Raw genomic sequence first — 25,091 nt, 5'->3', positions numbered from 1 at the left:
GCAATTAGGAGTGCCTTGCCCATGTTGAATGAGAGTGACGTTGAGAATGTTGTGAACGGCCTGGATTTCGAGCCCTTTGAACACCTGTCTGCCGACCAGCTCCGCACCGAGATCAAACGACTAAACAGCAAAGCAGGCCAACTGAAAATGGATCTGCACGATCTGGCCGAGGGGCTACCCGACGGGTTCGAGCGACTCCCCGACTTGGCAGCCCGCACCTATGCCCTGTTTGCCCGGCTGCACACCCTCAGACAACGCTTGAAAACCCTGGAGACCTGCCGATGAGTTGGAACCACAACCGCCGTTGGAAAGACTTCCAAGCCCTAGTCAATGCCGAGGATTATTTCGCTTTTTTCGAGCTCCCCTACGATCCGCGGGTGGTCAACGTGAATCGCCTGCATATCTTACGCAAATTTGCTCAGTATCTGGCTCCTCTGGAGCACTTCCAGGGCAGCGAAGAAGAATGGCTGGAGCAAGCCCGGCAAGCGCTGGAAAAAGCGTATCAAACCTTTCTCACTTCTACCCCGCAGCAGGAGAAGCTCTTCCGAGTCTTTCAAGACTATGGTTGTCCGGATCCCGTTGGCGGCTGTGCCGGCTGCAGCTCTTCGGGAGAGCGGGGCGAATGCAGCCCTGGGATCCCTGCCTAAGCTCCCTTGTTTACCCCTCGTCAACTCTCTGGAGATCTCATCATGGCTACCTACACAGTTCACTTGGTTAACCCAAAACGACGGCTCGACACCTATATCTCAGTAGATGAAGATTCAACCATCCTAGAAGCGGCTGAGGATCAAGATGTGGACTTGCCCTCTTCCTGCCGCTCCGGTAGTTGTTCCTCTTGCGTGGCCAAAGTGGTAGAAGGAGAAGTCGATCAATCGGAGCAAACCTTTCTGGATGAGGAGCAAATAGCCAAAGGATTTGTGCTGCTCTGCGTGGCTAAACCTCGCTCCAATTGTACGATTCGCACTCACCAGGAAGCTTACTTGTTTTGATAGATCGCTGCTTCCAAGCTGCTCGCAAATGGACTCGGGCAAGGCTCAAATGGCCTCTTCTAAGATTAGGGATCCCTATATGTTGGCACCGCCCACCGTCCCTAAGATCTCAATAACCATATCTCCTCTCCAACTCATGAAGGTTGGAGAAGAAGGTCGCATCTACCAACTGCGCGGATCCGAAGCTGCTTGCGCCCAATTGCAGCAAATGGGTCTCACTCCAGGTACCTATCTCCAGGTTATCCAACGTCACCCTGAGTGGATCCTACTCCTACCCAGTGGCCAACTTTCCCTTCCTGCTCATTTAGCTAAACCCATCTGGGTTTACATGGATCCCCGTTGCGCCTTGATGTCTACCCAAGAACCGAATAAGAAAACAATCTTAAATTTGCCAAGAGCCTTCTAAAATGTAGTCTATTTACCCAATTTTTAACCTGTAATGAGGGACACTCAAAGTAAGGGAAGCTCATCTCTTCATAACCTATCTTGATTTGGGAGCAAAGCCATGAACACCTGTTTGTTGCACCTGGGCTCCATCCTTAAAGCTGCTGAAGAGCTTAGCCTTGTGGAAAAGCCATTTCCCAAGTTGCAACACATTCAACTCTGCACAGGACTAAGCCCAGAGGAAATCGTGCGGGCGCTGGAGCTAGAACCCAATCCCTTGGGTTGGCATCTAGAGCCAAGCCACAACCTTGCCGATGAATCGACGTATTGGGTGGGCGGACGACCTTGTGTCGGCTTGGTTATTGAGCGTTTTGCCTGACACTTGCTGCAGTTCGGATCCCCAAAAGGCTCTCAAGGGGGAGGAGTAGCCTGCAAAGCCATCTCAAAAGTTCACTGTAAACATTAGAAGTTAAGAGAAAACAAAGCTTTCCAGAAGGTTCACCCTAGACCAAATCTCCCTGGCCTGCCGGGGATCTTTTGAGGTATCGTTCAATCCAGTTCACGAATTGAGCTTAGGAAACAGACCTTAAACTAAGGTCTCTCGCCGGGCTGCCACGGCTTTGCGAGGAAGGTCTCCATGGCCGGGTTTAGGGTTTTGCAGATGCGATAGCAGGCGTGAACAAAGGAGAGCTACAGGGAAACGCTATGGAGTTCGAGGGCTATGGCTTATCAAATCTCAGGGAATTGTATCGGTTGCAACGCTTGCGTAGATAGCTGTCCTACAAAAGCTATTGTTGTCCAGGATGGGGAATACTGGATTAATCCTCTGTTGTGCAATGACTGCGAAGGTTTCTTCCCAGAACCTCAGTGCGTTAGCCTGTGTCCCGGTTCTGCCCCGCAGCCTTATGAAGCCATGAAGGGGCGCAACCGCACGGTCACGGCCCGCATTCGCAGCAGTCCACCTCTATTTTTGAACGGCCATAGCCAGGCTTTTGCTTCGTCAATTGTGGTCTGGGAAGCTTGCAATTTCCTATCTCAATTTCAATCTCTCAATCTGCAAAAGCAGGGAGATAACCAGGTTTGCTATCAGAAATCTGTTGGCCACAACCAGGGATCTCTGACCCTAACTCTATGTTTGGACGGGATCCCACAAAGTGCTCCGATCGATGTGCGAACTGCCTGTTTGCATCTTATTTTTGCTGCCTATGCCGCCGGGTTGGATAGCCCCTGGAAGGAATCCTTTGTTTTCACCGACTCACAATTGGAGTCCTATTTGGGCTGGGATAAACGTAAAGATCTGAGCAAGATGACCCGTCTCCACCTGTTCATGACCTGGATAGAGCAGCTCTGTCGGATTCAAGTCTCCATCGATTGGCCGGATCAGGGGCGGGTGAAGGGGTTTTCGGTACCGGCTGGCCCTCTGTGGAGGCTGCTCAAGATGCATCGCCACTTTCAAAAAGATGAGCAGGGCTGCAACCATCTGGTGGGCCTGACTTGGGCGATTCAGCCCGGCGAATGGACACGGTACTTTCTCAATCGACAAGGGTGCCGCCAGGGGCAAGCCTTTTATCAGTACAGCAGCCTGCCCCTATCCCTGCTGCAGGCCGTGATGAGCCATTGGCAACACCATGAAGGAGCCATGCGCCTGCTGCTGTGGCTGTTGTTCAAAGTGAGGATGGGGCGGCAACAGCGTCTGACGGTGCCCACCCTGATGCGAGTGGCCTACGGGGAAGAGCGACTGCAGGAAGCTTATCTCAATCTCCAAGAACGCAAACGGCTGGTGCGCACCTTTGAAAGCGATCTGGAGGTTCTCAACCACTACGGCCTCAAGCCGGAGTTCGATCCCCTCACCTATCCTTCTTCCATTCAACCCCTGTGGGCTCGCCTGGAAGCTGTGCCCGAGGATGCGGACGAGGCATTGAACTTTTGGATTGAAGATGCCAATAATGGCGGCCTGCTGACCGCTGCCGGGCCGCGGGGCAAGTGGGGACTCTTGATGCAGGCTCGCATTCAACGATTTCATCTGCCCTCCGACTGGCATCGTCAAGCAGTTCAAGAAGCCAGATCCCCGACCCGAGAATCGGGATCCCGGCAGCGGCGTAGGGCAAAGTCTGCGCCTGTTGCAACAGACTCGGATCTCCCTGGCCCTCCCGAAAACCCAAAAGACTTCCCCTCAAGCAAAGCTTTGCGTGGAGCGGATATCTCGGCGGCACGCCGGCAAAAGGGAATCAGCCAGCGGGAATTGGCCCAGAGGCTGGGGCGCAGCCAGAGCTGGGTGCGGGATGTAGAGAATGGGCGGCTTCAGATCAGCCTAAACGATCGCCAGCGCCTTATCAAAGCCCTGTATTTGGATCCCAGGCAACAGCAAGTCTAGGCCAGTCACTCAATTTGCTAATCCACCACTAATCCACGGCGATGACCACATCTGAGGCTTTAATGGCAGCATACGCTTCTTTTCCAACTGCTATGCCCAACCGTTCGGCAGAGTGCTTAGAAATAATGGCTGTTATTTCTATGCCTGGTGCAACTTCCAGAACAATTTCGGCATTGACCATGCCCACCTGGAAGCTTTTTACAGTTCCTTTAAAAAAGTTGCGAGTGCTGATTTGCATGACTTCTCCTTTGTTGAACACTTAAAGCAACAGGGGTGTTGACCAAACTGAACAAGAAGGGATCTCGGCAGATGGCCATTCAACATTGGTTTCAATACTATCAGATGCTTATCGTTGCCTCTGGGGAGGAATGGCTGCCGATAGTCTAGGTGTGTATCTACAGATACAAATTACAACCCAATTCCGACAGTCAAAAGCACCGAACCATTGGCGGATTTTCCTGTTCTGAGAGTTGTCACGGGTCAAAGAAAAATGGCTATGAAACGAAGAACTGCAATGTTATTCCTGGGGATCCTGGCCGCCCTGGCTTTGAGGTGGGGGTCGGCTCCCGGCTTGGCACAATCTCAGCCCATTTTGGTGGGGGCTGCGGTGAGCTTGCAACCGGCTTTAACGGAAATCGACCGGTTGTTCACCGCCCGCTATCCCGACATCAAGGTTGAGTACAACTTCGCCAATTCCGGCTCTCTCCAGCAACAGGTGGAGCAGGGGGCGCCTTTGGACGTGGTATTTTTCGCAGCCGCCTCTTTTATGGACGCCCTTGCCAAGCAGAACCTGCTGGTGGAGGGATCCCGGCGAGATCTTCTCAGCAATCGCATGGCTTTAATTGTGCCTGCCAATGCCAGAACCAAGGTTCAGGATTTTGCCGACTTGGTGGCGGAAGAGATCCGGGTTCTGTCCATTGGGGATCTGCAGGCCATGCCCGCCGGACGCTATGCCCAGGAAATTCTCACCGAGGCGGGGGTGTTTGAGACGCTGCGGCCCAAGATGGTGTTTGCCAGCACGGTGCGGGAAATTTTGACGGCGGTGGAGCAGGGCAATGCCGACGCCGGGATCCTGTTTACCTCGGATGCTCAGCTTTCAAATCGGGTGCGAGTAGTGGCTACGGCGGATCCCATTACGCCAATTATCTACCCGGTGGCATTGGTGCGCGATACTCCCGCCGGACGGTCTTACTTGGAGTTTTTGACCTCAGGGGAAGCGGCAGAGGTGTTTGTGAAGTACGGCTTTATCCGCCTGTGAGGGATCCCTCTGCAATGGCGCGGATGAGTTACTCCAAATGAGCGACTACGACCTATCCCCGCTTTGGATCTCCCTACGGATTGCCGGCTTGGCCACGGGCATCACCTTTGGGGTGGGGACGCTGGCAGCTTATGGGATGTTGCACTACCGAGGTCGCTGGCGCTCTCTCATCGAGGCCCTCTTGTTGGCGCCGCTGGTGTTGCCGCCCACCATGGTGGGCTTCCTGTTGCTGCTGCTGTTTGGCCGGCGAACCCTTCTGGGACAACTTTTGGCCTCGCTGAACTTGTCGGTCATCTTCACCTGGTATGCCGGGGTGATCACGGCAGCGGTGGTGGCCCTGCCCCTGATGTACCGCACGGCCCTGGGAGCTTTCCAGCAGATCGACCCGACGCTGGTGGCGGCAGCCCGCACCCTGGGAGCAAGTAGGGCCAAGATTTTTACGCGGGTGCTGATCCCACTGGCCTTGCCGGGGATCCTAGCGGGGGTTACCCTCAGTTTTGCTCGCGCTCTGGGGGAGTTTGGCGCCACCTTGATGCTGGCAGGCAACATCCCAGGCCGCACGCAAACCCTGTCCATGGCCATCTTCTTTGCCGTTCAGGCGGGGGATATGCGGGGGGCGGCCATCAGCTCGGCCCTGGTCTTGGGGTTGTCCTTGGGGGTGATGACGGCAGTTAACCTTTGGTTTCAGCGACGGCCCTGGCAGCGACCTCCCTCTCGTCCTCTACAGGTTCTCACCAGAAGGGATCTGGATTTCTCAACTCCGGCCCCCCGCCTCTGGGTGGACATTGACAAGAAGCTGCCCCAGTTTGAGCTTCAGGCACAACTGAGCTGCGATGGGCGACCCCTGGGCTTGCTGGGGGCCTCTGGATCCGGCAAAAGCCTACTTTTGCGCTGCATTGCCGGGATCGAAACCCCGGATGGTGGGCGCATTTTGCTCAACGAGCGGGCGTTGTTTGACGCCGAACAGGGGATCCGGCTGCCCCCCGCTCAGCGACGGGTAGGGGTGATCTTCCAGAACTACGCTCTGTTTCCCCATCTCACCGTCGCCCAGAACATCGCTTTTGGGATCCCTGCGGGCTTGAGCGAAGCGGAAAAACAAGAGCGGATCCAGGCCCAGCTGCGGTTGGTCAAGCTGAAGGGCTGGGAAAACCGCTATCCCACGGAGCTCTCCGGAGGACAGCAGCAGCGGGTGGCCCTGGCGCGAGCCTTGGCTTCTGAGCCGGAGATCTTGCTGCTGGATGAGCCTTTTTCTGCTTTGGATGCCCACCTGCGCAGCCAACTGGAGCAGGAGATGGGGGAAATCCTAGCGGGCTACAAGGGAGTCACGCTTTTGGTAACCCACAACATTGAGGAAGCCTTCCGCCTCTGCGGGGATCTGGCTGTAATGGAGCAGGGGCGAATCATTGCCCAGGGGGACAAGCGTCAGCTATTTGAGGCTCCCCCCTGCCTTAGTGTGGCGCAACTGACGGGTTGCAAAAACATCTCGCGGGCCAAGCTCCTGGGCCCTCAACGGGTGCTGGCCTTGGATTGGGGCTGTGAGCTGCAGGTACAGGGATCCCCAGCGGGAGAATACATCGCCATCCGCGCCCACCACCTCACCTTCAGGCCCGACGGGAAGCTGCCCAACACGTTTCCCGCTTGGCTGGTGAAGTGGAGCGAGACCCCCCACCGACTGACTCTCTTCTTTAGGCTGGGCGGTCCTCCTGCCCACCGCCAGGACTATCACCTGCAAGCTGAGGTGTGGCGGGAGCGCTGGCGAGAGGTGGAGACTTGGGGATCCCCCTGGTGGCTACAGTTGGATCCCCGGCATCTGAGGGTGTTTTGAGTCTGGAGCCCAGGAGTCAGGTGGGCTCGCCCAAGCGGTAGCCCCGCGGGGTAATCAGCCGCTCCCCATGGCGAAAGGTCTGAGAGTTGCCGATAAGAACCAGGGTGAGCATGTCCACCTCCTCTGGATCCAGCTCCCCCAGGGTGGTAAGGCGGAGAGTTTCGCCAGGGCGGTAGAGGTTGCGGGCCAAAGCCACAGGGGTATGGGCGGGCCGGGCCTGCAAAAAGATCTGCAGAGCCTTGAGGAAGGGATCCACCCGCTGCCGGGAGCGGGGGTTGTAAAGGGCCACCACAAAATCGGCAGCTGCAGCCGCCTGCAGGCGTTTTGCAATCACCGGCCAAGGGGTAAGCAGATCCGAGAGGGAAATGGCGCAGAAGTCGTGCATCAGCGGAGCCCCCAGCCGGGCAGCAGCCGCCTGGAAGGCAGAGATCCCCGGCAGCACCTCCAGAGAAGGGCGGATCCCATCCCAGCCAGAGCGGACCAAGCACTCCAGCACCAAGCCCGCCATGCCGTAAATGCCGGCATCCCCCGAAGAAATCACCGCCACCTTCAGCCCCTGCTGCGCCCAAGCAATCGCCCGTTCGGCTCGCTGCAGCTCTTGGGTAATGGGAGAGGCCTCCCGGATTTGGCCGGGGTGCAAAAGGGGATCCACCAGATCCAGATAAAGCTGGTAGCCAACAACCACATCGGCCTGAGTTAAAGCCATACGGGCAGCCAAAGTCAATTGACCCAGATCCCCAGGACCAGTGCCGATGAGCCAGAGGTGGCCGCTGCGAGGGGAATACTCCTGCGCCGCGCGGGCAATGGCCAGGGTGCAGGCCCCTTCGGTTTCTGACGTGAAGACCTGCTTGGGGCAGAGAAGAGTTGCCTTCCCCTCCGCAACGCAAGAGGGCCTCTCAAAAGCTCGGTCACCTCTTCCCCAGATCTGAGCCGCCAAAAGAGCAGCCGCCTCCGCTACCGAGGGAGTGCCCACCGCCTGCCGCACCGCCTCCGAAGGGTGGGGCACTGGGATCCCAGCCAAAGCCTCTGCCGAGAAAAACTCAATGGGCCAGCCATAGGCTTGGGCCAGCTCCAGAAGACCTGGCTCGTCTTGCTTGAGCTCTAGGGTGGCCAGGCCGGCAATGGCCTCGAACGCCAGCCCCTGGGCCTGCAGCAGGCGGCGCAGGGATCCCTCTAGCCAAGCGCGGGTGGTGCCCCGCTCGCAGCCCACCCCCACCCACAGCACCCGCGGATGCCAGTGCACTGTCGGGATCTCCGTGGGAGGGGAGAGGTATTCCCCAATCCAGATCTGGGCAACGGGATGGGGAGGAGAGGAGGCCACTAGGGGATGATCTGCCGGCCAAGCTTGTCGCCAAAGCCGCGTGCCGCAGGTCTGGTGAACGGCCACCGGCTCTCCCCGCGTCAAGGCGGCTGCCACCCCGTTCCAATCTCCAGCGCCCCGCCGCCAGCCGTAGGGATCCCCCAGCAAATCCAAAGGCGGGATCCCCAGCCCCTCGGAAGCAGAGGTGAGAACCGGCTGGGCTCCCAAGGTAGCGGCCACCTGCCGCGCCAGGGCATCGGCCCCCCCCACATGTCCCCCGCACAGGCTAATAGCCCAGCGACCGGCTTCGTCCACCACCACCACCGCTGGATCCCGCTGCTTGTCCTGCAAGAGGGGGGCAATGAGCCGCACCACCGACCCTGCGGCCAAGATGAAGAGACAGCCCTGCACCTGGGGCCAGGTTTGGGCAACGGCTTCTGCTAGGGAGCCTGGCGCTGTGGGATCCTTGGGATCCCCGTAGGCTTGCCAGGGGGAGGGCAGCCCCTGCGGTTCAGCTTTGCTCCAGCAGATGACCTCCTTGCCTAGGAGGGGGATCAGGGAGTTGGCCAACCGGCGGGCGCGCGGGCTGGGGGCAAACAGAGCAAGCTTCATCGAGCGTGGGCCAAGGCCAGGATTCTCCCCGGATCCTATACTGGACATAGAGCCACCCGCGAAGGGACAAGTGCCGATGGTCATCCCACCTGGACTGATGCTGCCCCTAATCCCCCTGGAGGTTTTGCTCTCCACGAAGGGGCTGATGTTTTTGCTGCTATCGGCCTATGGGGGGGCCATGTGGACATTCTTAAGCGGCGCTCCCCGCGTCCACACCATCATCGTGCCGGACTTGGAGCAGGCCAGAGGGTTTTACGAGAAGGTGTTGAAACTGCCGGAAGCGGAGCTGCCCCTGCAGTACTACTACGGCTACGAGCAAAGCATGGTCGGCTACAGCCTAGGATCCGCTTACTTTCCAGGGGATATTGGCCTCAGTCCCCGCTTCGATGCCAAAGCCCGTCCCACCTCTGGGCCCACCCAATTGGATACCCCCGGACTTTGGTACCAACTCTCCGACAATGTTCAATTGCACGTGATCCCTGGCTCTACAGATCCCTATGCGGGGTCCGGTTCCTACGGCAACGCCTCTAGGCCTAGCTCCTCATCTGCTTCTGCTTACGGGACTGTACCGGCAGCGGGCCGCAGCAGCGGCGTTCGCTATCGCCATGTCAGCTATGAGCGGGAGTCCCTTAAGGCCCTTCTGAAGCGAATCAACAAACAAGGGATCCGCAACAGCATTCGCTCCGAGAAGCCCTTCGTCTTTTGGGTGCGGGATCACCAGGGTCAGATTATCGAATTTGCCGAACTGAAAGGCTGACGGGATCCCCTAAGATTGTTAAAGGAAAGCCAAAAGTCGGCGGTGGGGAGACGCCAACGATGAAACGGGTGCTGCTGTTGGTGCTGGGCTTGCTGTGGCTTGGGGTGTGGGGCGGCCAGCCGGCCATAGCTCTATCGCGGGCCAAAGACAATCCGGTGGTGAGCGTGCAATCCCCAGCCAAGGACTTCATCACCACCGAGTCGGGATTGCAATACTACGATATTGCTCAAGGCAGTGGGCCTTCGCCTCAGCCGGGGCAAACGGTGGTGGTCAACTACGTGGGCAAGCTACAGGATGGCACCATCTTCGATAGCTCCTACAAGCGCAATCAGCCTTTTGTCTTCACCTACGGAGTAGGGCAGGTGATCCGTGGCTGGGAGGAAGGGCTGGCCACCATGCGGGTGGGGGGCAAGCGCTACTTGCGCATTCCGCCGGAGTTGGCCTATGGCAGCCGCGGGGCAGGCGGGGTGATCCCCCCCAATGCCACCTTGGATTTTGAAGTGGAGCTCCTGGCCATCCAGTAGATTCAGATCTTGCAGAGACCGAATATCCAAGCGGCATTGGGCTTGTGCAGGAACTCCCTTCCCCGGAACTGTCTTCTTCTTGGCGGCCCAGTTCTCTGGCAGCAGATCCTGCCCTAGAAAAAGCTCGCCTGCGCCAGCACTTTCGCCAGCTACGGCAGGGGTTGGACAGATCCCTTATCAGCCAAAAGGTAGTGGCTCATTTGGCCTCTTGCCCCCAACTTTTGGCCGCCAAAACCATCCTGGCCTATGTGGCCTTCGGCTCCGAGGTGGACTTGGGATCCCTGTTTGCCCTTTTTCCAGAGAAGCAGTGGGGGATCCCCCGTTGTCTGCCGCGGCGGCAAATGCAGTGGCACCGCTACCAGCCGGCTGAGCTTGTCCCCAACTGCTGGGGCTTGTTGGAGCCTTCTCCCGGCAGCACAGTTATCGACCCTGGCAAGGCGGATTTGATCCTGGTGCCCGCCCTGGCCTGCGATCGTTGGGGAAGGCGTTTGGGCTATGGCGGCGGCTATTACGACCGCTTTTTGGCCGCTTTGCCGGATCCCAGTGTGCCCAAGTGGGGCATCCTCCCCCAAGCCTGCTTGCTGGAGCAGCCCCTGCCTCAGGATCCTTGGGATCAGCGCCTGGATGGGATCCAAACCGAGGAGAGGTTCTACGAGACGGGGATCCCCTAGACTAAAGAGGGTGGGCCTTGGAGGAAAAACGATGAGCCAAGTTTGGAAGCCGGCGCAGTGGCTAACCCAAAAGCTGCGTCTTGTCTGCATGAGCTTTGGCTGTGTGGCATTGGCGGCGCTCTTGCTGGGTTTTGGAGCCATCCCCCTGCAACTGAAGGATTTGCACCTCACCCCCTGCCCGGATACCCCCGAATACACCAACCTGGTTACCAGCAACGGCAACCCCATACCGGCCAGGTGCCTATTCATTGAAGGCACGGTGGTCAACCGCTCCAGAAATACTGTGCTGAATGCGGATGTCTTCGGTCGCCTTTACGATGCCAACGGCAATGAGGTTCTGCCGGAGCGCACCCGCCTGGGAGCCATCGAGGAGGTTCCCCCCGGCGAAAGCCCCTTCTCCATTCGCATCTCCGTGCCCGTGACCAGCCCGCTGCCTCTGACTATGGAGCAGTTCAAAGCCAGCGGCTTCAGCGGCACCGTGCGCCGTTAAAGCTGGCGGGTGAAGTCCACCTGGGCCGAGCGCCCCGGCAAATGGAGCTGGGCAACCACCGGCGGGGTTTGGGCGATCAGCCGTCCCCGGCGGAAGACATACAGGCAAGCTGGTTTCAGGCGAATAGCTTCGACGGCATCAGCAGCCTGGAGCACCACCAAGTCGGCATAGCAGCCGGGTTCTAGTCCGTAGCCTTCTAACCCCAGAATGCGGGCCGGGTTTTCCGTAACCGCCAAGAAGCACTGCCGCATCTGCTCATAGCCTGTCATCTGGGCAGCGTGGACGGCCATGTGGGCCACTTCCAGCATGTTGCCGCTGCCCAGAGGGTACCAGGGATCCATCACACAGTCCTGGCCAAAAGCCACCGTCAGCCCGGCGGCCATCAGCTCCGGCACCCGCGTCAGCCCCCGCCGCTTGGGATAGGTATCGTGGCGGCCCTGCAGCACCAGGTTCACCAGCGGGTTGGCGATCACCCCCAGCTCTGCTTCGGCCATCAGGGGAATGAGTTTGCTCACGTAGGCGTTGTCCATTGAGTGCATCGAGGTGAGGTGGGAGGCGGCCACCCGCCCCTGCAGGCCCAGCCGCAGCGTCTCGTAGGCCAGGGTCTCCACGTGGCGGGAGAGGGGGTCGTCTGTTTCGTCGCAGTGCAGATCCACCCGCAGGCCCCGCGCGGCTGCAATCTCGCACAGAGCCCGCACTGAAGCGGCTCCTTCGGCCATCGTCCGCTCGAAGTGGGGGATCCCACCCACCACCTCCACCCCCAAATCCAGAGCCTTCTCCAAAAGCTGCACCGCCCCCGGCGAGCGGTAGTAGCCATCTTGGGGAAAGGCCACCAGTTGCAAATCCAGGTAGGGGGATACTTTTTGCTTGACCTCCAGCAAGGCCCGCACCGCCACCAGGTTGGGATCGCACACGTCCACATGGGCGCGGATGGCTAAGATCCCGCGCGCCACTGCCCAGTCGCAGTAGGTTAGAGCCCGCTCGATGACCGCCTCCGGAGTTAGCAGTGGCTTCAACTCTCCCCAGAGGGCGATCCCTTCCAGCAAGGTGCCCGATTGGTTGACGCGCGGGATCCCGTAGGTAAGGGTGGCATCCAGGTGAAAGTGGGCATCCACAAAGGGGGGCGACACCAAGCGGTTGGTGACATCAATTTCTTGGGGGGCAGTGGCTTGTAAGTTGCTTTCCAGAGCCACAATGCGATCCCCCTGGATACCGATATCGATTCCCTTGCGGCCATCCGGCAAATTGGCCCGGCGCAAAATGAGATCCATATGTTGTGGCTATTTGTTTGAACTTAGGATGGAAAGAAGCAACTACAGTTGACTGAATGATAGGCCAAATCAGATAAAGATGTCTTAAATTACCTCAAAGCCCGAATTTAGGAAACCAGTTGATTGGGTTATTGCTCACTTTATAAAAGAGGGCTGTAGTCCCCAACAGCATCCGGTTGTGCAAGATATCAACCAAGTAGTCAGAAGGATAATCTATCGAGAGCTGATTTGAGAGGACTTGGCCCTTACATCCATTCCAACCGTCAGCAAAACTTCGTTGTCCATTACAAACAAGCTCCTTCTCAAAAAATTGTATTTCAGGATACATATTTTCAGGGATCTCCCCCTTAGGATAAGCCGAGCAGTAACCCGATCTCGAACTAACCTCAACAGAAGCGACTATGGCACGTTTAGAACTCTCCCGGCGGGACTTCTGCCTGCGTTCTGGGGCTTTTGTGGCTGGCCTGATGGGGAGCCGCTGGTTGGTTCGCGATGCCGCGGTGGCTCAAGGAACCAAGCTGAAGGTGGCCGGGGTTTATACGGTTCCCATTGAGCAGCAGTGGGTGAGCCGGATCCATAAAGCCTTGATGACCGCCCAGGAGCGGGGGGATATTGACTATACCTGGTCGGAGTCAGTTTCCAACACCGACTACCCACGGGTGCTGCGTCAGTATGCCGAGAGCAGCGTCCAACTGCTGGTGGGTGAGGTCTTCGGGGTGGAGCGGGAAGCGCGGGAAGTAGCCAAAGACTATCCCAAGGTCAGCTTTTTGATGGGATCCAGCCTCAAGCCGGATCCTGCCCTGAGCAATTTTGCCGTGTTTGACAACTACATCCACGAGCCTTCCTATTTGACGGGAATGGTGGCCGGGGGGCTGACGCGCTCCAAAATTATCGGCATGGTGGGGGGCTATCCCATTCCAGAGGTGAACCGCCTCATGAATGCTTTTATGGCAGGGGCGAGGGAACTGCAGCCGGAGGTGAAGTTTTTGGTCACCTTTATCGGCAGTTGGTTTGATCCCCCCAAAGCCAAAGAGGCGGCTTTTGCCCAAATTGATGCCGGCGCGGATATCCTCTATGCAGAGCGGTTTGGGGTATCTGATGCCGCCAAAGAGAGGGGCGTTTTGGCCATCGGCAATGTGATCGATACCCAGCCGGACTACCCGGAAACGGTGGTGGTCAGCGCCCTGTGGCACATGGAACCCACCATCGACAGAGCCATTGCCGCGGTGAAGGCCGGAGAATTTAAGGCAGAGGACTACGGGATCTACAGCATGATGAAATATGGGGGATCCAGCCTCTCCGACTGGGGAACCTTTGCCGACAAGGTTCCGGCTGAACTGAAAGCTAAGGTGATGCAGCGGCAGGCAGAGATTTTGGCGGGGTCTTTTGTTGTGGCCATCGATGACAGCGAACCCAAGTCCACCCTCTGAAGCGCCTTTGGCCTTGAAGGTGGTGGGCATTACTAAGCGCTTTGGTGCTCTGCTGGCCAACGACCAGATTGATCTTGAGCTGCGGGCCGGGGAGATTCTGGCCATCTTGGGGGAAAATGGGGCGGGCAAAACGACGCTGATGAATATCCTGTTTGGGCACTACGTTCCCGATCAGGGTCAGGTGTGGGTGTTTGGTCGGCCCCTCAAGCTGGGATCCCCGGCGGCTGCCCTGGCGGCGGGGATAGGCATGGTGCATCAGCATGTGGTCTTGGCCGATAATCTATCGGTGCTGGACAACATTCTGCTGGGCACTCAGCCCCTGTGGCACCTATGGTCTCGGCGGCGAGAGGGACGGCGGCGCATCCAAAAGCTGGCTGAGGAATTGGGGTTGGCCGTGGATCCCGATGCTCTGGTGGGATCTCTAACCTTAGGGGAGCGGCAGCGGGTGGAGATCCTCAAGGTGCTGTATCGAGGGGCGCGGATCCTGATTTTGGATGAGCCTACGGCGGTGTTGACCCCACCGGAAATTGAGCCGTTTTTTCACACCCTACGGCAGATGGCCGGTCGCGGACTGGGGATCCTGCTGATTTCCCACAAGCTCCAGGAGGTGATGCGCATCAGTGACCGGGTGATGGTGCTGCGCTCAGGGCGGGTGGTGATGACGGGCAAGACGGCTGAGATCCATCCCACAGCTCTGGCGGAAGCGATGGTGGGGCAGCGGTTGGCGGCGGTGGTCAAAGCCCCTTTGTCTCCGGGGGAGACGGTCTTAGAGTTGCAGCAGGTCTCCTGTCGGGTGGGGCAGCAGCATCTGGAGCAGGTTTCTTTGACGGTGCGGCGTCACGAAATCGTGGGTATTGCCGGGGTGGCGGGCAATGGGCAGGCCGTTCTGGCAGATCTGGTCTGTGGGGTGATCCGGCCCCACCAAGGTCATCTCCATCTGCATGGCCGAGTCCTGCGGCTGATCTCTCCTGCTGAGATGGTGCGGCAAGGCATGGCCCGGATCCCAGAAGACCGCCACAAAACTGGGCTGATTGGTTCCCTTAGCCTATGGGAAAACTGGGTCATCGAGCGCTATCGGGATCCCGAATTCTCGCGGTGGGGGATCCTGCGTCACCGCCAAATCTATCAGCAGGCCCACACCTGGCTACAGACCTACGATGTGCGGGGACTCCAGAGTGGGGATCCGCGGCAGGCGCTCCAGATGCCAGTGCAACTGCTGTCCGGCGGAAATATGCAAAAAGTGATCCTCTCGCGGGAGCTGTGTCGGGATCCCCAGGTAATTGTGGCTCACCAACCGACGCGGGGACTGGATCTGGGGGCTGTGGCTTACGTGCATGCCCAACTGCTGGCAGCAGCCCGGGCTGGAGCCGGGATCCTGCTCATTTCCGAAGACCTGGATGAATTGCTGAGTTTGGCCGATCGGGTGGCGGTGCTCTATCGCGGTCGGCTTTCCTCGGCAGTCCCGACCCAAACCACAACGGTGACCGCCTTGGGGTTGCGCATGGCCGGGCAGGAGGTGGCCGATGCGTGTTGAGCCTCGTTCCACTGTGCCCCTTTGGCTGATCCTGAGCGCGCCGATGGCAGCCATTGTCCTGGCTTTCCTCTCCTGTAGCCTGCTGATCCTGTGGACGGGATCCCCGGTTTTGGCAGCCTATGGAGCTTTGCTGCGGGGAGCGGTGGGATCCCCCTTTGCCCTAAGCGAGACCTTGACTCGGGCCATTCCCCTGATCCTGACGGGATTGGCGGTGGCGGTGTGTTTTCGGGCCAAGTTGTGGAACATCGGTGCGGAAGGCCAGTTTTATGGCGGGGCTCTGGTTGCCAGCCTCTTGGGCACCGCTGGGCTTTCGCTGCCGCGCCCGTGGTTGGTGCTGGTGCTGCTGCTGGCGGGCTGGATTGCCGGAGGGCTGTTGCTGTGGATCCCGGCCTGGCTCAAGACCCAGTTCCAGGTGGACGAAGTGGTGACCACCCTGCTGCTCAATTTTGTCATTCTTCTCGGGATCAGCTATCTCCTGGAAGGCCCCCTCAAAGATCCTCTGGCTCTCGGTTGGCCCCAAGGTCGTGCCCTGGCGGAGAGTGCTCTTCTGCCGCGGCTGATCCCCCGCAGTCGTCTCCACGCCGGTTTGATCATCGCCCTGCTTGCTGCCCTGGGGGTGTGGGGGCTGGAGCAGTTCACCGTTTGGGGCTTAGAAATGCGAGCCGTAGGCGCGAACCCGGAAGCGGCCAGGTTTCTCGGCATCCCAGTCCAGGGAGTTATTTTGTATACCTCACTGCTGGGAGGGGGGCTGGCAGGCTTGGCGGGAGCTTGTGAACTTCTCGGGCTCAAGGGCTATCTCACCTTGGATTTATCCCCGGGCTTTGGCTACACCGGCATCGTCGTTGCCCTGTTGGCCCAACTGCATCCCTTGGGAGTGGTGGGGGCGGCGGTCTTCATTGCCGGGGTTTATGTGGGAGCCGATACCATGGGGCGTAGCTTGGGCGTTCCCACCTATCTTGCCGATGTCATTGTTGCTGCTGCCCTGCTGTGGATGTTGGTCTGCATGGGATTGGCCCGTTATCGTCTGCGCTGGGACTGAGCACCCGTGTCTGCACTCCTGAGTCTAATCAGCTTAATCAGCACCACCAGCTTTTGGGTGGCCACCCTGCGCATTGCCACTCCCTTGCTCTTTGGCACTTTGGGCGAAGTCCTCTGTGAGCGGGCCGGCGTTCTCAATTTGGGCATCGAAGGGATCATGACCCTGGGGGCCATGACCGGTTGGCTGGTGGTCTATCAGGGATCCGGATTGTGGTGGGGCGTAGCCTTTGCTGCCACCCTAGGTGCCGGCGTGGGCTTGATTCACAGCCTGTTGACCGTCCGCCTTGGGGTTTCCCAGCACGTCACCGGCATCGGCATCACCCTCTTGACCATTAATGCCGCCTATTTTGTCTATCGCATGGTCCTGCCCCAGGTCACCTCTCCTCCCAAAATCGTCCCCTTCAGCCCTTGGCCGATCCCGGGTCTCTCCAGCCTGCCCTTTCTGGGAGAAACCCTGTTTACCCAGCCGCCCCTCACCTACCTCAGCCTTCTCCTGGTGCCCCTCATGGCCTACATCCTCTACCGAACTCCGCTGGGCCTGGCCGTGCGCATGGTTGGAGAAAATCCCCAGGCTGCCGCTTCCCAGGGGATCCCGGTCTATGCCGTTCGTACCGGAGCGGTGATGGTGGGCAGCGCTCTTATGGCCGTGGCCGGTGCTTTTTTAACCCTCTCTGCGTTCGATGCGTTTTTCTTCAATATCGTCAATGGGCGGGGGTGGATTTGCATTGCTCTGGTGGTTTTTGCCGCTTGGGATCCGTGGCGAGCCTTAGGAGGAGCGTTGCTGTTTGCCGGGTTTGATGCTTTGCAATTGCGCCTTCAGCAGCTTTGGGGTAGCCGGATCCCCTATCAGTTTTTCTTAATGTTGCCCTATCTGCTCAGTATTGTGGCGTTGATTTTGGTCTCTCGCCGTGCCAAAGCGCCCCGCGCCCTTTTAATCCCCTTTCGCCCTGAAGAACGGATTTGACTACTGGACTTTCAAGAAGCCGAAAATTACTCCTATTGAGCCTTTGCCCTTGCCCCAGAAGCCTGTATGTCTTACGTCAAGACGATTGTCTGTTTCGCCAACTCCAGAAAAATGGCCGGTCGCTGTATTGCCGGCAAGGAATGGCAGAACGGAGAGCCAGGAGAATGGGTGCGTCCTGTCAGCAGCCGCCCGTCACATGAGGTCTCTGAACATGAGAGGTACTACGAGAGCGGTGGCGACCCAGAACTTCTTGATATTCTCTGTGTCTCTTGTGATACACCTCAGCCACTACCTCACCAGAGGGAGAACCACGTTATCAATCCAAAGCACCGCTGGAAAAAAGTTGGCCACCTGCCTTGGGAGGATATCAACAGTTGGCTAGACAACCCTGAGAATCTCTGGGGCACTGGCGAGAGCAGCTATGCTGGGTGGAACAACCGGTTAAGTGTCGGGCGAGAAAGCGGAGTTTCTCTTTACCTTGTACCGGTCGAGCATTTGCGTCTGTTGGTTGGTTACAAGGCACCAGGATACCCGAATTCTAAGCGTAGAGTACGCGGCGAGTTTGTATACAAGGGAGTAAAATACTGCATGGATGTTACCGATCCTGTGATTGAACGGGATTTCCTAATGGGCGAAGACGGTCAATATGACATCCCCGATCCGGTGCTGTGTGTTAGCCTTAGCGATCCCTACTTGGGCTATTACTACAAGCTGATAGCGGCTGTTCTCTACTCAGGTCGACTCATATGAAATCAGAGATCTACACGATTGGTCACTCAAACCACGAGATTGATTTTTTCATAGACTTACTGCGCCAGTACAACATCACCGGTATTGGCGACGTTCGCTCACGTCCATATAGCCGTTACGTCCCTCAATATTCACAAGAAAAGTTGAAAAGTGCTTTAGCGGCAGCAGGTATTGCTTACGTCTTTCTGGGCAAAGAATTGGGAGGACGTAGCGAAAATCCGAGCTGCTATGATCAGGGTAGGATTCAGTATGAACGACTGGCAAATGAGCCAGCCTTCCTCGAAGGGATCGACCGTCTGATCCAAGGTTCTAGTCGGTATCGGATCGCACTGATGTGTGCTGAGAAAGACCCTATTGAATGTCATAGATCGTTGCTGGTGGCGCGTAAACTTTTTCAAAGTGGGATTCCGGTCAACCACATCTTGGCCAATGGCTCTTTGGAGACTCATGAGGCTCTAGAATCTCGTCTTCTTGCCCTTTGCAAACTTCCAGAGGGGGACTTGTTTAGAAGTCGGGAAGAGTTTATAGCCGAAGCCTATCTCATTCAAGGCAGGCGTGTCGCCTATCGAGATGAGAAAATGTCAAAAAGTGATGAGCGGAGCGCGAGGCCATGAAGATATTTACGATAGGGTTTACGAAGAAAAGTGCAGAGCAATTTTTTAATCGCTTAAAACAGCCTGGTCTGGTTCGAGTTGTTGATACTCGACTTAATAACACCTCGCAACTGGCGGGATTCACGAAAAAGAGGGATCTAGAGTTTTTTCTTCACGAGATCTGCAAGCTTGGATATGTTCATTTGCCGGAACTTGCACCAACTCAAGAGATTCTCGATGCTTACAAAGCCAGTGGTGAATGGTCTAACTACGAGAGACAGTTTTTGTCGCTGATGGCCGAGCGTCGCATTGAAGATCAAGTGGATAAAAGTATTCTCGATGGAGGGTGTCTGCTTTGTAGTGAAGCTACTCCTGAGCACTGTCATCGTAGGCTGGTTGCTGAATATTTGCACAGAAAATGGGGTGATGTTGAAATCGTGCATCTATGATAACTAAGAGCTGGCACTACGGATTTTTCCGATTTATGCAGCTACTCCGAGTTGCAGCAGGATTCCGGCAACACGGAGCGAAAGGGATCCCTGACTGCCCAACCGATTTGGAAACTCTCTCACCGACAGCAAGCTCAATACAGGGATCCCAGCTTGGGCAGATCCAACACATTGACATCTTTGGGGTTGACCTTGAGCAGATGATGGGCGAGCAGGAAGCCTGTGATCGTCTGGGTTTGGCTGCCCCATGCGTACCTCTGTTGGGTCATGGAAGTATTCCGCCTACTTTTGTTCGGGAATGACCTTGGTTTGAATGTTGCACCCGTTGCTGATGACATCGCCGTACTGTTGCCCCCGCAACACTGGGCCAGTGTTTGCCACCGTTGCTTTTGGATCCCAAGTTCCTGCGGGCAGCTAGCGTGTATGGTAGATGAAAGCTTGTTTTTGGGTCTTTCCCCGTCCCTATGCCCAGGGCTAGCACCTCTCGCCATCAGACCGACCCCCGCTTCAGCTCTGCTATCGCTCCACGACGCTTTCCCGAACAGGCCAAAGGGTTAAAGCCCCACCAACAAAAGCAACTGCAACGGCTCTATCAACTGCGCCTACCCCCCGACCGCTTGGTGACGGTGGAGTTTGCCCAACGGCTGGGATCCCTGACCCAAGATCTGGAAGGTCAGCCCATCAGCGTTTACCTCAACCGGCGCGGCCAGGTGATCCGCGTAGGGGTGGGATCCCCTTTTGAAACCCAGATTCCCGCTTGGGAATTGCCCCGCCAGGGGGCCGAGCGCCTATCCGGGATCCGCTGCATCACCACCCAAATGGGGGAGGGGGGCCCCGGTCAAAAAGCGCTGACGGCCATGGCTTTGCAGCGTTTGGATGCCCTCATCACCCTTTCCGTGTCCAAGTCAGGAGGGCACCGACGCCGGGGAGGAGCGGCTACGGGCTTTGTTCACCGGGCCTATCTGGCCCATCTGCTGCCGGAGGGAGAGCGCCGTTGGCAGGTTTCTGAGCCTTTGCCTTTGGGGATCCTGGCGGAACAGGATCTGCAGGAGCTGGTGGCGGAGCTAGAAGATGGCTTTCGGCGCCAAGTGACCGCCCGCCAGGTGGATCTGGATCAGGATCGGGCCATCCTGGTGGGGCTGCAGGAGTCCGGGCAGAGCTACGAGGATCTCATGGATGGGTTGGCGGAGCTGAGCCGCCTGGTGGAGAGTGCCGGCGGACAGGTGCTGCAAGCCCTCTGGCAGAGGCGGGAAGGCCCCAATTCGGCCACGGTAATCGGATCCGGTAAGGTGCAAGAGCTGGCTCTGCTGGTCCAGGATCTGGGCGCTAACTTGGTGGTGTTCGACCGGGAACTCACCCCCAGCCAGGTGCGCACCTTGGAAGAGGCGGTGGGGGTGCGGGTGGTGGATCGCAGCGAGGTGATCCTGGATATTTTTGCCCAGCGGGCCAGAACCCGAGCCGGGAAGCTGCAGGTGGAGCTGGCGCAACTGCAGTATTTGCTGCCTCGCCTGGCCGGTCGCGGTCGCACCATGTCTCGGTTAGGTGGGGGCATCGGCACCCGTGGCCCTGGGGAAACCCAACTGGAAATGGAGCGGCGGGCCATCCAGCGGCGCATCAGCAAGCTGCGGCAAGAGGTGGAAGAGCTGCGCCGCCACCGCCAGCGGCTGCGCCAACGGCGCGAGGCATCCCAAATTCCCGTGGTGGCCCTGGTGGGCTACACCAACGCCGGCAAATCCACCCTCCTCAATGCCCTCACCCATGCCCAGGTCTACGTGGCCGACCAACTCTTTGCCACCTTGGATCCCACCACGCGGCGGCTGGAGCTGCCCGACCAGCAGGCGGTGCTGTTGACCGACACAGTGGGATTCCTAACCGAATTACCAGACCAACTGGTGGATGCCTTTCAAGCCACCCTGGAAGAGGTGACGGAAGCGGATGCCCTGCTGCATGTGGTGGATCTGTCTCACCCCAACTGGGAAGGACAGATCGAGGCGGTGGAAACCTTGCTGGACAAGCTGCCCTTGGCCACCGGCCCCCGGCAACTGGTGTTCAACAAAATCGACCGCCTGGATCCCGAATGGGTAGAGGATGTGCGCCTGCTCTACCCCAAAGCCCTGTTTGTTTCCGCCACCACCGGCCAAAACCTGGATCAGTTGCACCACACCCTGGCCCAATTTGCTGCAGTTCTAAGCCCCAACCCCTTCGATAGTCAGGAACCCAAGGATCCCTAAAAGCATTCCATAAGGATTTCCAAACCTGCATAGCTCATCTTCATCCGCCGTCAACATAAACATTCAGTTACATTGAGATCAGGATTGTGACCCGACTTAAAGTTAGGGAGAGAACATGGCCACCACTGCAGTTGCACCTCAAGTCGCACCTCGCCTGGCCCAGCCCCATCTGACGCTGCAAACTCTGCCCATCGGGGCCGACACCCTTGCCATTCGCTCCCAAGATTGGGATCGGGATCGATTTGATATCGAATTTGCTCTGGAAAACGGCACCACCTACAACTCCTTCTTGATTCGCGGCGAGAAGGTGGCCCTCATCGACACCTCCCACGAGAAGTTTCGCCAGTTGTACTTGGATTGCCTGCAAGGGATCCTAGATCCTGCCCAGATCGACTACCTGGTGGTCAGCCACACCGAGCCAGATCACAGCGGCCTGGTTGGGGATCTGCTGGAGCTGGCGCCCCAGATGACGGTGGTGGCCTCCAAGGTGGCGGTGCAATTTCTGGAAGATCTGGTGCATCGGCCCTTCCGGCGGCTGGTGGTGAAACAGGGAGATCGCTTGGATCTGGGCAAAGGGCACGTTCTGGAGTTCATCTCGGCCCCCAACCTGCACTGGCCCGACACCATCCTCACCTACGACCACGGCACCCAGATCCTTTACACCTGCGACGTGTTTGGGATGCACTACTGCGACGATTTCGCCTGGGACGAACATCCCCACCTGTTGCAGGCCGACTTCAAGCTCTACTACGACTGCCTCATGGGGCCCAACGCCCGCTCGGTGTTGTCCGCCCTGAAGCGCATGGAAGCCTTGCCGCCCATCGCTGCCATTGCTACCGGCCACGGCCCCCTACTGCGCCATCACCTGTCCGACTGGGTGGGGCAATATCGCACCTGGAGCCTGGAGCAGGCCAAAGCCGAGCGCCTGGTGGCAGTGTTCTACCTGTCCGGCTATGGCCAGGCGGAAACCTTGGCCCAGGCCATTGCCCGCGGGATCCAAAAAACCGGCATCCAGGTGGAGCTGGCAGATTTGCGGCTGGTGGATGCCCACGAGGTGCGGGAGCTGATGAGCTTGGCCGCCGGTGTGGTGATAGGCATGCCGCCCCAATCAGGGCCTGAGGCCGCCACCACTCAAGTGCTGCTGAAAACCCTGCTGGCCTCTGCCCACAGCAAGCAAGGCTTTGGTCTGTTTGAGTCGGGCGGCGAAGATGATGAGTCGGTGTACCTCTGCCGCAACACACTGCAAGAAATCGGCGCCAAAGAGGTGTTTGCCCCCATTCTGCTCAAGCAGCCTGCTGGCGAGGCCCTGCTGCAACTGGCCGAAGAAGCAGGTACCGATCTGGGGCAGTGGCTGACGCGGGATCGCAACATTCAGCAGATGAAAGCCTTGGATGCCGACTTGGATCGCGCCCTGGGCCGCATCAGCAATGGCCTCTACATCATCACTGCCCGCAAAGGGCAAGCCACCAGCGCCATGCTTGCCTCCTGGGTGGCCCAAGCCAGCACCGATCCGCCAGGGATCAGCATTGCGGTGGCCAAGGATCGGGCCATCGAATCCTTCCTGCAGGTGGGAGATACCTTCGTGTTAAATGTGCTGCAAGAAGGCCATTACCAACCCTTGATGCGCCACTTCCTGAAGCGATTTCCACCGGGAGCCGACCGCTTTGCCGGGATCAAGACCTACCCTGCTGCCAACGGATCCCCCATCTTGGCCGATGCTTTGGCCTACCTGGAGTGCCGTGTGGTGAGCCGCCTGGAAACCAGCGATCACTGGGTGGTGTACAGCACCCTAGAAGCTGGTCGGGTCTCCAGCCCAGAGGGCCTCACCGCCATCCACCACCGCAAGGTAGGGAATCATTACTAATACTGTACTAATACTGATAGTGAGCAGTGAGAAGAGAGAAGTGAGAGATAATTTCTCACTCCCAGCCCTTCTCCCTGGGGAAGCTGGGATCCCTGTAGCGAACAGACTCACAAAAACTTCAATAGGACTGCCGATAGACCAACCCACTGGGATGTAGGAAAAAAGGGCTGTCTTCTCCCAGGCGGATCCCGATCTGCTCCAGCTGTTCCCCTTGGCGGGTCGCAGGCCCTAAGGGCAGCCCCTCTGTTCCCTGTTGAATCCTTTGGGATCCCTGCTGGGCTGGCCGATAAGGGACGCTGTTCAAACCTGAAGAGAGGGGATCCGAGGGGGCATACCTCTGTCGCCAGCGCTGGTAGGGGCTGACCGGTTCGGGAAAATGTTGCGTAGCGATAACCTCTGCCTTGTCGAGTGCAGTAGCAGTGTGGAGCACTTTCTGGGCTGTCGAGAGAGTAGAGGCAAGTGTTGACGATTCTGACAACTGCAACTGTGAAGAGGGCGAAAGGACGACCACCGGGCATGGCTCAGCTTGTGCCCAAGCCCCCGGCGCAAAAACCCAGGCAAGCCAGCAAAAGAAGATGGCACACCGCATGGGAAGATCCCTCCATAGGCCCAACCCAGTCGTCTCTCAGGCCATTTTCTGAAGAGGCAGGACTGAGAGCGCAGCTCCCATCTTGCCGATGCCGACTTGAAGGCCGGGTGCTCGGGATCCCCTTGGCTGGGTGATCTGGATCAGCAGACCCACTCTTGACCCAAAAGTGCTGCGAGGCCCCCAGCTCATCCGCACCGCTAGAGCAACTGACTATAGGGGTGTATGGTCATTTCAATTCAAACTTCGATTCAAACTAGGACATTGCACCCACACCTCAAACAGTGAATGATTGAATGCACGAGGCCAGAAGGCTTTTCAAGGACTCCGTCCCGCTGGCGCGATCGGTAGTCCAGGCGTCTCACCCTAAACTGAAACGACCATAAAGCGCGGTGTCCCAAGCGAGATTTCAGCGGCAGGGCAGTCAACTGCTGAAAAAATGTGCTTTGAGTGCCAAAGTTTTGGCTTGTTTCCGCGAACGGTGCCCAAGGGCAAGGAGCATGTCATGAAACCGCGGATTTGCCAGGATAGTCTGCGCTGCTGACCCGTATATAGGCGTGCCAAGCCAAGTCCAGCAGGCCATCCAACACCGCTGCAGCCACTGCCGGGCCTCCTTTGCGTCCCTCAGTGCGGATGTGGGGCACCATGGAATCGGCTAGCTCCTGCTTGGCTTGCACCACGTTCACAAACCCAGCCGGCGTGGCGATGACCAGAGCAGGGGCCACCTCCTTCTTTCTAATCAGCTGCACCAAGGTGGAGAGGGCAGTCTGGGATTGGCCAATCACAAAGATCGCCTCAGGGTAGCGTTGGGCCAGAGTTTCCAAGCCCCAAGCGGAGCGGGTCTTGTCCCTTTGGGGGCGGGTAATGGCTTCGCTGCTGCAATAGATGGGGTTGGAAAAGGTGTTCTGAACAGCCCAGGCAATGCCCACCTGCACCATCGGCTCATCGACCACAATGGTGGTACGCGCTGCCAAGGCCGCCGCCCCAGCCTGTAAGGCTTCGTTACCAAAACGGATGAGGTTCAAGTACTCAAAGTCGGCAGTAGCATAAATAACCCGACGAACCACCTCATACTCAGCAGGAGAAAGCTCGTGCTTGCCCACCTCCTGGTCGATGATCATCAAACTCTCTGCATCGGTTACGTGCCACTCCATCGATCCCAGACCCCGCCCGCTGTTTACCTCCGTAATGACAGGA

27 protein-coding genes are annotated in these 25,091 nt (G+C 58.0%); 21 read left to right on the top strand and 6 right to left on the bottom strand.

The features are described from left to right. Positions 1-21 precede the first annotated feature (21 nt). From CYB_RS01920 to CYB_RS01895, 6 genes are all read left to right on the top strand, one after another. Complete coding sequence (locus CYB_RS01920) at positions 22-285, top strand: CCE_0567 family metalloprotein (RefSeq protein ID WP_011432070.1); 264 nt, start codon at positions 22-24, stop codon at positions 283-285. Next, the gene (nifW, locus tag CYB_RS01915) at positions 282-647 is read left to right on the top strand and encodes a nitrogenase-stabilizing/protective protein NifW (protein ID WP_011432069.1); all 366 of its coding nucleotides are present in this window, start codon (positions 282-284) and stop codon (positions 645-647) included. Before CYB_RS01920 ends, nifW begins: the two co-directional genes overlap by 4 nt. Positions 648-689: 42 nt before the next feature. Continuing rightward, on the top strand, positions 690-989 hold the full coding sequence (locus tag CYB_RS01910; RefSeq protein WP_011432068.1) for a 2Fe-2S iron-sulfur cluster-binding protein: 300 nt from the start codon (positions 690-692) through the stop codon (positions 987-989). 28 nt (positions 990-1,017) lie between these two features. Then, positions 1,018-1,395 carry a ferrous iron transport protein A gene (locus CYB_RS01905; protein ID WP_011432067.1) on the top strand — a complete coding sequence of 126 codons (378 nt, stop codon included), beginning with the start codon at positions 1,018-1,020 and terminating at the stop codon, positions 1,393-1,395. 99 nt (positions 1,396-1,494) lie between these two features. Beyond that, positions 1,495-1,752: a hypothetical protein gene (locus CYB_RS01900; protein WP_011432066.1), complete on the top strand. Its 258-nt coding sequence runs from the start codon at positions 1,495-1,497 to the stop codon at positions 1,750-1,752. 342 nt (positions 1,753-2,094) lie between these two features. Next, the gene (locus CYB_RS01895) at positions 2,095-3,747 is read left to right on the top strand and encodes a helix-turn-helix domain-containing protein (RefSeq protein WP_011432065.1); all 1,653 of its coding nucleotides are present in this window, start codon (positions 2,095-2,097) and stop codon (positions 3,745-3,747) included. 28 nt (positions 3,748-3,775) lie between these two features. Here the strand turns inward: CYB_RS01895 and CYB_RS01890 are convergent, their stop codons facing one another. Continuing rightward, entirely contained in the window at positions 3,776-3,985 is a 210-nt protein-coding gene (locus tag CYB_RS01890) for a TOBE domain-containing protein (RefSeq protein WP_011430671.1), read from the bottom strand. Positions 3,986-4,243: 258 nt separating this feature from the next. On the opposite strand from CYB_RS01890, the gene modA reads away from it, so the two are divergent. Both modA and modB read left to right on the top strand, forming a co-directional pair. Further along, entirely contained in the window at positions 4,244-5,005 is a 762-nt protein-coding gene (gene modA, locus CYB_RS01885; protein WP_041436131.1) for a molybdate ABC transporter substrate-binding protein, read from the top strand. Between the two features lie 37 nt (positions 5,006-5,042). Further along, entirely contained in the window at positions 5,043-6,830 is a 1,788-nt protein-coding gene (modB, locus tag CYB_RS01880; RefSeq protein WP_011432062.1) for a molybdate ABC transporter permease subunit, read from the top strand. 16 nt (positions 6,831-6,846) lie between these two features. Here the strand turns inward: modB and cobJ are convergent, their stop codons facing one another. Next, on the bottom strand, positions 6,847-8,742 hold the full coding sequence (gene cobJ, locus CYB_RS01875) for a precorrin-3B C(17)-methyltransferase (RefSeq protein WP_011432061.1): 1,896 nt from the start codon (positions 8,740-8,742) through the stop codon (positions 6,847-6,849). Positions 8,743-8,839: 97 nt separating this feature from the next. On the opposite strand from cobJ, the gene CYB_RS01870 reads away from it, so the two are divergent. Genes CYB_RS01870 through CYB_RS01855 form a run of 4 tightly spaced genes read left to right on the top strand, consistent with a single transcriptional unit; the run spans position 8,840 to position 11,184 of the window. Further along, positions 8,840-9,499: a hypothetical protein gene (locus tag CYB_RS01870; protein WP_238376855.1), complete on the top strand. Its 660-nt coding sequence runs from the start codon at positions 8,840-8,842 to the stop codon at positions 9,497-9,499. Between the two features lie 59 nt (positions 9,500-9,558). Beyond that, positions 9,559-10,023 (top strand): FKBP-type peptidyl-prolyl cis-trans isomerase, encoded by a 465-nt coding sequence (locus CYB_RS01865; protein WP_011432059.1) that lies wholly within the window; start codon positions 9,559-9,561, stop codon positions 10,021-10,023. A gap of 44 nt (positions 10,024-10,067) precedes the next feature. Further along, the gene (locus CYB_RS01860; protein WP_011432058.1) at positions 10,068-10,694 is read left to right on the top strand and encodes a 5-formyltetrahydrofolate cyclo-ligase; all 627 of its coding nucleotides are present in this window, start codon (positions 10,068-10,070) and stop codon (positions 10,692-10,694) included. A gap of 31 nt (positions 10,695-10,725) precedes the next feature. After that, entirely contained in the window at positions 10,726-11,184 is a 459-nt protein-coding gene (locus CYB_RS01855; protein ID WP_011432057.1) for an FxLYD domain-containing protein, read from the top strand. Here CYB_RS01855 and CYB_RS01850 read toward each other — a convergent pair. Beyond that, positions 11,181-12,455, bottom strand: coding sequence for an amidohydrolase family protein (locus CYB_RS01850; protein WP_011432056.1), 1,275 nt, complete (start codon positions 12,453-12,455; stop codon positions 11,181-11,183). The two genes, CYB_RS01855 and CYB_RS01850, sit on opposite strands and share 4 nt — an antisense overlap. A 401-nt stretch (positions 12,456-12,856) precedes the next feature. On the opposite strand from CYB_RS01850, the gene CYB_RS01845 reads away from it, so the two are divergent. The 7 genes from CYB_RS01845 to CYB_RS14250 all read left to right on the top strand — a co-directional run bounded on the left by CYB_RS01845 (position 12,857) and on the right by CYB_RS14250 (position 19,213). Continuing rightward, a complete protein-coding gene (locus tag CYB_RS01845) occupies positions 12,857-13,885 on the top strand; it encodes a BMP family protein (protein ID WP_011432055.1) in 1,029 nt (342 codons plus the stop codon). Further along, positions 13,857-15,419, top strand: coding sequence for an ABC transporter ATP-binding protein (locus tag CYB_RS01840; protein ID WP_011432054.1), 1,563 nt, complete (start codon positions 13,857-13,859; stop codon positions 15,417-15,419). Before CYB_RS01845 ends, CYB_RS01840 begins: the two co-directional genes overlap by 29 nt. Then, entirely contained in the window at positions 15,409-16,458 is a 1,050-nt protein-coding gene (locus tag CYB_RS01835) for an ABC transporter permease (protein WP_011432053.1), read from the top strand. Before CYB_RS01840 ends, CYB_RS01835 begins: the two co-directional genes overlap by 11 nt. A gap of 6 nt (positions 16,459-16,464) precedes the next feature. Beyond that, positions 16,465-17,421, top strand: coding sequence for an ABC transporter permease (locus CYB_RS01830; RefSeq protein WP_011432052.1), 957 nt, complete (start codon positions 16,465-16,467; stop codon positions 17,419-17,421). A gap of 66 nt (positions 17,422-17,487) precedes the next feature. Further along, positions 17,488-18,171, top strand: a complete 684-nt coding sequence (locus CYB_RS01825) for a dual OB domain-containing protein (RefSeq protein WP_011432051.1) — start codon at positions 17,488-17,490, stop codon at positions 18,169-18,171. Continuing rightward, entirely contained in the window at positions 18,168-18,785 is a 618-nt protein-coding gene (locus tag CYB_RS01820; RefSeq protein WP_011432050.1) for a DUF488 domain-containing protein, read from the top strand. Before CYB_RS01825 ends, CYB_RS01820 begins: the two co-directional genes overlap by 4 nt. Then, positions 18,782-19,213, top strand: coding sequence for a DUF488 domain-containing protein (locus tag CYB_RS14250; RefSeq protein ID WP_011430421.1), 432 nt, complete (start codon positions 18,782-18,784; stop codon positions 19,211-19,213). Before CYB_RS01820 ends, CYB_RS14250 begins: the two co-directional genes overlap by 4 nt. 134 nt (positions 19,214-19,347) lie before the next feature. On the opposite strand, the gene CYB_RS15305 is transcribed toward CYB_RS14250, so the two are convergent. After that, positions 19,348-19,482, bottom strand: coding sequence for a glycoside hydrolase 100 family protein (locus CYB_RS15305; protein ID WP_238376854.1), 135 nt, complete (start codon positions 19,480-19,482; stop codon positions 19,348-19,350). 195 nt (positions 19,483-19,677) lie between these two features. Between CYB_RS15305 and hflX the strand changes: the two genes are divergently transcribed. Further along, a complete protein-coding gene (gene hflX / locus CYB_RS01810; protein WP_011432047.1) occupies positions 19,678-21,444 on the top strand; it encodes a GTPase HflX in 1,767 nt (588 codons plus the stop codon). Positions 21,445-21,559: 115 nt separating this feature from the next. Then, complete coding sequence (locus CYB_RS01805; RefSeq protein WP_011432046.1) at positions 21,560-23,308, top strand: diflavin flavoprotein; 1,749 nt, start codon at positions 21,560-21,562, stop codon at positions 23,306-23,308. Between the two features lie 118 nt (positions 23,309-23,426). Here the strand turns inward: CYB_RS01805 and CYB_RS01800 are convergent, their stop codons facing one another. Further along, positions 23,427-23,738 (bottom strand): hypothetical protein, encoded by a 312-nt coding sequence (locus tag CYB_RS01800; protein WP_148202679.1) that lies wholly within the window; start codon positions 23,736-23,738, stop codon positions 23,427-23,429. A 659-nt stretch (positions 23,739-24,397) separates the two neighbouring features. Continuing rightward, on the bottom strand, positions 24,398-25,048 hold the full coding sequence (locus tag CYB_RS01795; RefSeq protein ID WP_011432044.1) for a precorrin-8X methylmutase: 651 nt from the start codon (positions 25,046-25,048) through the stop codon (positions 24,398-24,400). Positions 25,049-25,091 lie beyond the last annotated feature (43 nt).

Origin of the sequence: Synechococcus sp. JA-2-3B'a(2-13) (assembly GCF_000013225.1) — a bacterium.
Lineage (GTDB): Bacteria > Cyanobacteriota > Cyanobacteriia > Thermostichales > Thermostichaceae > Thermostichus.
This window is presented reverse-complemented; position numbering and strand designations above follow the sequence as displayed.